10 protein-coding genes are annotated in these 6,988 nt (G+C 42.4%); all 10 read left to right on the top strand.

Annotated elements, in window-relative coordinates; translation table 11 throughout:
• Positions 1-183: 183 nt before the first annotated feature.
• A complete protein-coding gene (locus tag LIZ08_RS03390; RefSeq protein ID WP_031573042.1) occupies positions 184-828 on the top strand; it encodes a hypothetical protein in 645 nt (214 codons plus the stop codon).
• Positions 829-912: 84 nt separating this feature from the next.
• A complete protein-coding gene (locus LIZ08_RS03385; protein WP_003001664.1) occupies positions 913-1,407 on the top strand; it encodes a YkgJ family cysteine cluster protein in 495 nt (164 codons plus the stop codon).
• A complete protein-coding gene (locus LIZ08_RS03380; RefSeq protein WP_125826943.1) occupies positions 1,407-2,096 on the top strand; it encodes a YjjG family noncanonical pyrimidine nucleotidase in 690 nt (229 codons plus the stop codon). The genes LIZ08_RS03385 and LIZ08_RS03380 overlap by 1 nt, the downstream gene beginning before the upstream one ends.
• Before the next feature lie 123 nt (positions 2,097-2,219).
• Positions 2,220-2,492 (top strand): 30S ribosomal protein S16, encoded by a 273-nt coding sequence (gene rpsP, locus LIZ08_RS03375; RefSeq protein ID WP_006596292.1) that lies wholly within the window; start codon positions 2,220-2,222, stop codon positions 2,490-2,492.
• Positions 2,493-2,511: 19 nt separating this feature from the next.
• The gene (gene kphA / locus LIZ08_RS03370) at positions 2,512-2,751 is read left to right on the top strand and encodes an RNA-binding protein KphA (protein WP_003001620.1); all 240 of its coding nucleotides are present in this window, start codon (positions 2,512-2,514) and stop codon (positions 2,749-2,751) included.
• A gap of 41 nt (positions 2,752-2,792) precedes the next feature.
• Complete coding sequence (locus LIZ08_RS03365) at positions 2,793-3,125, top strand: MazG nucleotide pyrophosphohydrolase domain-containing protein (RefSeq protein ID WP_031573060.1); 333 nt, start codon at positions 2,793-2,795, stop codon at positions 3,123-3,125.
• A gap of 53 nt (positions 3,126-3,178) precedes the next feature.
• Positions 3,179-3,697 (top strand): ribosome maturation factor RimM, encoded by a 519-nt coding sequence (rimM, locus tag LIZ08_RS03360; protein WP_031573063.1) that lies wholly within the window; start codon positions 3,179-3,181, stop codon positions 3,695-3,697.
• Complete coding sequence (gene trmD, locus LIZ08_RS03355; RefSeq protein ID WP_129824609.1) at positions 3,687-4,403, top strand: tRNA (guanosine(37)-N1)-methyltransferase TrmD; 717 nt, start codon at positions 3,687-3,689, stop codon at positions 4,401-4,403. The genes rimM and trmD overlap by 11 nt, the downstream gene beginning before the upstream one ends.
• A gap of 178 nt (positions 4,404-4,581) precedes the next feature.
• Positions 4,582-4,680 carry a zinc-finger domain-containing protein gene (locus LIZ08_RS10460; protein ID WP_371610444.1) on the top strand — a complete coding sequence of 33 codons (99 nt, stop codon included), beginning with the start codon at positions 4,582-4,584 and terminating at the stop codon, positions 4,678-4,680.
• A 56-nt stretch (positions 4,681-4,736) separates the two neighbouring features.
• Positions 4,737-6,863, top strand: coding sequence for a CAP domain-containing protein (locus LIZ08_RS03350; protein ID WP_413743230.1), 2,127 nt, complete (start codon positions 4,737-4,739; stop codon positions 6,861-6,863).
• Positions 6,864-6,988: the final 125 nt, after the last annotated feature.

The following is a 6,988-nucleotide window of genomic DNA, read 5'->3' as shown; positions in this document are numbered from 1 at the left end:
CGTCTTGCTCGACAATCCAAAAATAATTGAGAGGCTAGGACTTTTGTCCCAGCCTTTTGTTTTAGGTATAAAAGAAATAGACTGAATGAGAAAGGTTCCATCAGATGTGACACTTACCCTATTTTAAAATACCCACTTTCATGGTAGACTAGAAGAAAGAAAACGTTCTCAAGGAGGTTGAGCATGAAACACAAATTATTGACCGCATCACTGACGATTCTTTCTACCTGCACACTAATGGCTTGTAGTCACATCACTCAAAAGGACACAGCAACTTCTTCTACAAAAGAAAGTAGCAGCAAAGTCGAAAAGCAAACAAGCAGCTCTTCGTCAAAGGATACTGCTTCTACAAAGAAAACCACTTCCAGTCAAGAAACCAAGCGGATTGGAAATGCAGATTATGGATACATCGATATTCCAAGTAAATGGTTCAAGTTCACGGATATCGATGGGACAGAAGCTGTCCAGTATACGGATGGGAGCGGCTATAATATTGTCACCTTGAATAGCTTTACGCGGGAAAAGGCCAAAGTTCCTGCGGATATCGAGTTTAATGCAGAATTTTTAGCCAAGAAACTGGCCGTAATGTGGCAAGATAACCAGGATGTTGATAAGATGACGGGAGCGCGGACTAAAGTCGCAGGTCTGGACGCTTACCAGCTTCAAATTATCATGAAATCTGGTCAATACCTGATTACCTGGGTCTTCCAGAAGGGTGAAAAAGTTTATACCATTTCTTTTGAAGGGGATGCAGAAACCTTGAAAACCTTTATCCCATACATTGAAGACACATGGAGCCTAGATGGAACAGGCGCTGTAACGGATTAATCAAGTGAGATAGATCTCAGGATCTATCTTTTTTTAGAGTCTTTGTGGTATAATCTTTCTATTGTTTAGAAGAGGAAATAGAGGATGACACAGGAAATTGATATTGAAAAATACCATCAGTTAGCTCTCCAAAAGCAAAAGGAGCACCGCAAGGTATTGGCGAATCTCAAGAAGAAACCACCTAAGAATTTAGATAAAATAGCGCAAGAAATCCACGATGAAGTTTTCCAAGAAATCGACTGTACGGCTTGTGCCAATTGCTGCAAAACCTTAGGGCCCGATTTTAAGGAAGCCGATATCACACGGATCGCCAAATATTTCAAGATGAAGCTTCCTGCCTTTGAGGCAGAATTTCTTCAAGTTGACGAAGATGGGGACAAGGTTTTTAAATCCATGCCTTGCCCCTTTCTTGGTGGGGACAATCTCTGTTCCATTTATGATGTACGCCCAAAAGCTTGTCGGGAATTCCCTCACACAGATCGCAAGAAGATTTATCAGATCAACCATCTGACCATCAAGAATACCCTCACTTGCCCAGCGGCTTATTTATTTGTAGAAAAATTGAAGGATCGTTTGTAATGGCATATACATTTTTACTTTTTGATTTGGACCATACCTTGCTGGACTTTGAATCTGCTGAAGAAACAGCCTTGACGCAGATGTTAGAAGACATGAATTTTCCAGATGTACAGGCCTTTAAGGATTACTACAAACCCATGAACCAAGGTCTCTGGAAGGATTTGGAACAAAAGAAGTTGACCAAGCAAGAGCTCGTGGATAGTCGATTTGCGATTGGGTTTGCCCACTTTGGGATCACGGTTGATGGGGCTGAGATGGCTCTTCGCTACCAAGATTACATCAGTCTTCAAGGGCAGTCTTTCCCCGGTGCGGAGGACTTACTGGCCCGACTTGAAAAAGCGGGTTACCAGCTCTATGGTGCAACGAATGGAGTGACCGCCATTCAAGAAGGACGCTTGGCTCATTCTACAATCGCACCTTATTTCAAAGAGGTCTTTATCTCTGAGCAGCTTCATACTCAGAAACCAGAACCTGCATTTTTTGACAAAGTTGGCCAACTGATTCCAGGTTTTAGCAAGGAAGAGACACTCATGATCGGAGATTCCTTGACGGCGGATATCGCAGGAGGAAATGCTTCGGGGATTGATACCGTCTGGTATAATCCTGATCGTAAGGAAAATACCAGCCTGGTAGTACCGACTTATACCGTTAGCACCTATCAAGAAATCGCCGATTTCCTGCTTAAATAAAAAATTTTTAAGAGTGTCAAGTTTTTTTCTTGACAGGTTGATGAAATGTGTTATAATAGATCATGTGCTAAATAGCTTGTCTATTTCACCGAAAATTAAAATATAGAAAAGAGACATATAAAAATGGCAGTTAAAATTCGTTTGACTCGTATGGGTTCTAAGAAAAAACCTTACTACCGTATCAACGTTGCAGATTCACGTTCACCACGTGATGGACGTTTCATCGAAACAGTTGGAACATACAATCCACTTGTTGAAGAAAACCAAGTTACTTTGAAAGAAGACCGCGTTCTTGCATGGTTGGCTGATGGAGCTCAACCTTCAGATACAGTTCGCAACATCCTTTCAAAAGAAGGTGTCTTGAAGAAATTCCACGATTCTAAATTCTCAAAATAATCATAAAGTAGGTTGATGTATGGATACGATTGAAAATCTCATTATTGCAATTGTGAAACCCTTGATTTCACAACCGGATGCTTTAACCATCAAGATCGAAGATACTCCTGAATTCTTGGAGTACCATCTTGACCTTGATCCTAGCGATGTTGGTCGTGTAATCGGTCGAAAAGGTCGCACCATTTCTGCGATAAGAACGATTGTCTACTCTGTCCCAACTGAAGATAAAAAAGTAAGAATCGTTATTGACGAAAAATAAAAGGCGGGACTTGGTCCCGTTTTTTGTTGGAAGGAGAAAGAATGAAAGAAGTGACCATTGGCCAATTACAAGCCTATTTACAAGAACATTACCAGAATACTCGGACAGAAGAAGGACTATTTATCAAGCTGGTTGAAGAGGTTGGGGAAGTAGCCGAGGTCTTAAATGGACGTTCTGGACGGAAAGCGGGTGTCCAGGATTCAAATGAGGAATTGGCTAAAGAACTGGCTGATATCATTCACTACACGGTTGCTATCGCGGCCATCAATGAGATTGACCTTACTAAAACTATCTTTGAAAAAGATAAAACAGCAGCCGTAAAATACCAGCACGAACGGGATTTGGAGCAGTTTTTAGCAGATAAGTCCATTTGAGAAAATCCCTTGAACGTGATAAAATAGAGTGAATAAACTACACTGGAGAAATCATGAATTACTTTAATGTCGGGAAAATTGTCAATACGCAAGGTCTGCAAGGAGAAATGCGGGTCTTGTCTGTGACAGACTTTGCGGAAGAGCGTTTTAAAAAAGGAGCAGAGTTGGCTCTCTTTGATGAGAAGGATCGTTTTGTCCAAACAGTGACCATTGCCAGTCACCGCAAGCACAAGAACTTCGATATCATCAAGTTTAAGGATATGTGCCATATCAATGCCATCGAAAAATTCAAGGGTTTTAGCCTCAAGGTTGCAGAAGAAGATTTGACGGATTTGGAAGATGGCGAGTTTTATTACCATGAGATTATCGGCCTTGATGTTTACGAAAATGACCAGCTAATCGGTCAGATTAAGGAAATCCTGCAACCAGGTGCCAATGATGTCTGGGTCGTGAAACGCAAAGGCAAACGCGACCTACTATTACCTTATATCCCACCAGTAGTCTTGAATATTGATATCCCAGGAAATCGGGTGGATGTTGACATCTTAGAAGGATTAGACGATGAAGATTGATATTTTAACCCTCTTTCCAGAGATGTTTTCGCCTTTGGAGCACTCGATTGTCGGGAAGGCGCGTGAAAAGGGACTTCTCGAGATCAACTACCATAATTTCCGTGAAAATGCTGAGAAGGCGCGGCACGTCGATGATGAGCCCTATGGTGGCGGCCAAGGGATGCTCTTACGTGCGCAGCCAATCTTCGATGCCTTTGATGCCATTGAGAAAAAGAATCCGCGAGTGATCTTACTGGACCCTGCTGGACGGACTTTTGACCAAGCCTATGCTGAAGAATTAGCTCAGGAAGAAGAATTGATCTTTATCTGTGGCCATTATGAGGGCTACGATGAGCGGATCAAGACCTTGGTAACGGATGAGATTTCGCTGGGGGATTATGTCCTGACAGGTGGGGAACTTGCTGCTATGACCATGATTGATGCGACAGTCCGCTTGATTCCAGAAGTGATTGGAAAAGAGTCCAGTCACCAGGATGACAGTTTCTCGTCTGGTCTTCTGGAATATCCTCAATACACACGGCCTTATGAATACAGAGGAATGACAGTTCCCGATGTCCTCATGAGTGGCCACCATGAAAATATCCGTCAATGGCGTCTCTATCAGAGTTTGAAAAAGACCTTAGAACGTCGTCCAGACTTGCTAGAAAACTATGAGTTGACAGCAGAAGAAGAAAAATTGTTGGAACAAATTAAACAAGAAGATTAACAGCGTTAGCTGTTTTTCTTTTGCCTCAAAAATTTATGAAAAAAACTTTTTAAACCTACTAGTTATTGGTAACAAAATGTGGTATGCTAGGGGGTAGAGAAACTTCAAGAAAATGAACAAGTTTTGGGGGTGAGTTTAATGGGAAAGAAATTAGGAAAATCGGTTTTCACGACTGGGGTTGCTGCGACAACGGTACTGTCTGGAATGTTTCATCATAAGGCTAGTGCGGAAGAGGTCAAGCAAAATGAAAATGCAGAAACTAACAGTACGGAAGTAGTCGAAAAACCAATTACAGTTGATGAGTTGAAGCAAATTACAGCTCAAAAAGGGCAAGTGGTGAAAGATGTCCACTACCAAGAGCAAAAAGTGATCGATGCTCAAACGGAAGTCAAGGCCGCTGGACAAGAGTTGGAAGAAAAGAAAGCTGAAGTGACGGATGCCGAAAACCTGATCGCAACGACTTCGAATGCACAAATTCAGAACGCAGAAAATGACGTTAAGGTGGCGCAAGCCTATGTGACCATCGAAGAAAATAAGGTTCGAGAGGCGGAAGCTGCACATGATCAAGTTGTAGAGGCTGTTCGTCAACAGGAAAATCAGGTTACAGCTCAGGAATCTTTGGTCGATGTAGCACAAAATGAATTGAACCAAGCCAAAGCGCCAATTTCTAATGATGAGAATGTGCTAAACCAGGCCTTGTTGGAGCAAAGCCAAGTCGAGCAAAGTATTCGAGAATCTCAGAGTTATCTCGCGACCTTGCAAGCGAGTCAGCAGAATGGGGCTGACACAGTCGCTCAAATTGAGAGTGATATTCAACTCGCCCAAACGCGACTCACAGACTTAAAGGCGGTCATTGCGACAAAAGAAGCGGAGTTGGCAGCCTTGGAACAAGCAGCGGCTAATAGCCCAGTTCAACTGAGCCAAGCAACCTACGAAGGCTACTTGCAACACTTGGCTGACAATGGCAATGAAGCTGCAGCAAGTGCTTTAGCCCTTTACAAGCGTGGTCGTGAAGAAGATGGCTTGACGGTTGGAGAGTCTGGATCCTTGCAAGCCAATCTTCGAGCTCTTGAAATTGCGGATGCCATTAATAGCTATCGTCGCAATGCAGGTTTGCCTGAATTGGAGCTGGATCCTTATTCCCTTCCTGCCAGTCAAGTTCAGTTAGAATACTTCAAAAAGGCTAACTGGCATATGTTTAAGTATTTGCCAAACGAAAACATTGCTTATGGTTTCTCACCTGCTGGTGCAGTAGACTTTTGGTACAATGAAAAAGCGGCTTACCAAGAAGTAGCAACTCAATATGGTCTACCGACAGACGAAACACAAATCGATGCCAATGACATCTATATGAAGATTGGGGCTGAGGCCTTTGCTAAGGTTGGTCACTACCTCCAAATGGTAGACAACAAAGCAACGGCATTATCAGTGGCTTATGACCCAAGTAATGCCATGTCAGAAGCGGCTTTCTTACACAGTCCAGTTACCTCAGCAGTGTCAACCAATGCACTTGCTTACCAATTGCGTCAGGGAGCTGGTGCTACAACGACAAGATCAGATGTCAAAGCAAAATCTGATGAAGTCGCTAACCTCAAGCTGGACAAGGCCAATCAAGAGTCCCAAATCATTATCTTGCAAGGCAAATTAGAAGATGCCCGCCATACTAATTCAAATGTAGAAGTAGAGATGGCCAATGTGCAAAAGACCATCCAAAACTACAAAATTCTTCTTGTCAGCAAGGATCATGCAGTTGAAAAAGCAAAAGCGACTCTTGATGTATCTCGAGGTCGGATTGAAGCAGCTATCCAACCAAAAGAAGCAGCGCTTCAAAAAGCGAAAGATTTGTTAGCAGCTGCGCGTGAGAAATTAGATCTTTTAAAAGCAGAAGAAGCAGAAAAAGCCCAAGTCGTTCAAGAAGCGCATGAGGGCTTGAAGGCAGCGCAAGAACGCTTGGTTGCTGCTGAAAAACGTCTTTCTGACTTTAAAAATGCTCCAGAATTATTGGTCAAAGCCCAATCAGTTTTATCAGCTGCGGTGGCTAATTTAGAAAATAAAAAAGAAAAATTAGAAGCCGAATTCACTACTCTTCAATCTTATCACAGTGTCGTGGAACTGTTGAATTCTCAATATGAAGATCTAGCGTCACGAATGGATCCAGCTATTTTAGAAGCAGCAGATATGCCAATGGATATCCGCTCAAGCAATCCAACCACTTTTTCGGATAGACCAACAGTTCTTCCAACAGGTACCAATAGTCCGCAAGTGCAAGCACCAAAGGCTACTCCAGCTCCAAAACAAGAAGCCAAAGTAGAAGAAATCAAACCCAAAAAAGAAAACAGCCAAGCTGTAGCAAGTGCAGATTCTTCCAAATATGCAGCAGCAACAACAGGTGTTGCCGTCGGGCTACTTGCTGGATTGTTTGGTTTCAAGAAAAAGAAACAATCTTCAAAAAATGATTAAGACATACCTAAGATAGAGTGGATGCTTAGACACTTTATTGCTTAAACTCTTCAAAGAAGATATATGAGGGTGGGAAAAGAACTCGCTTAACAAAATGAGTTTTTTCCTGCTCTTTTTTTGTACAA

The organism is Streptococcus sp. 210928-DFI.4.42 (assembly GCF_020554365.1).
In the GTDB taxonomy this organism is placed as follows: domain Bacteria; phylum Bacillota; class Bacilli; order Lactobacillales; family Streptococcaceae; genus Streptococcus; species Streptococcus parasanguinis_S.
This window is presented reverse-complemented; position numbering and strand designations above follow the sequence as displayed.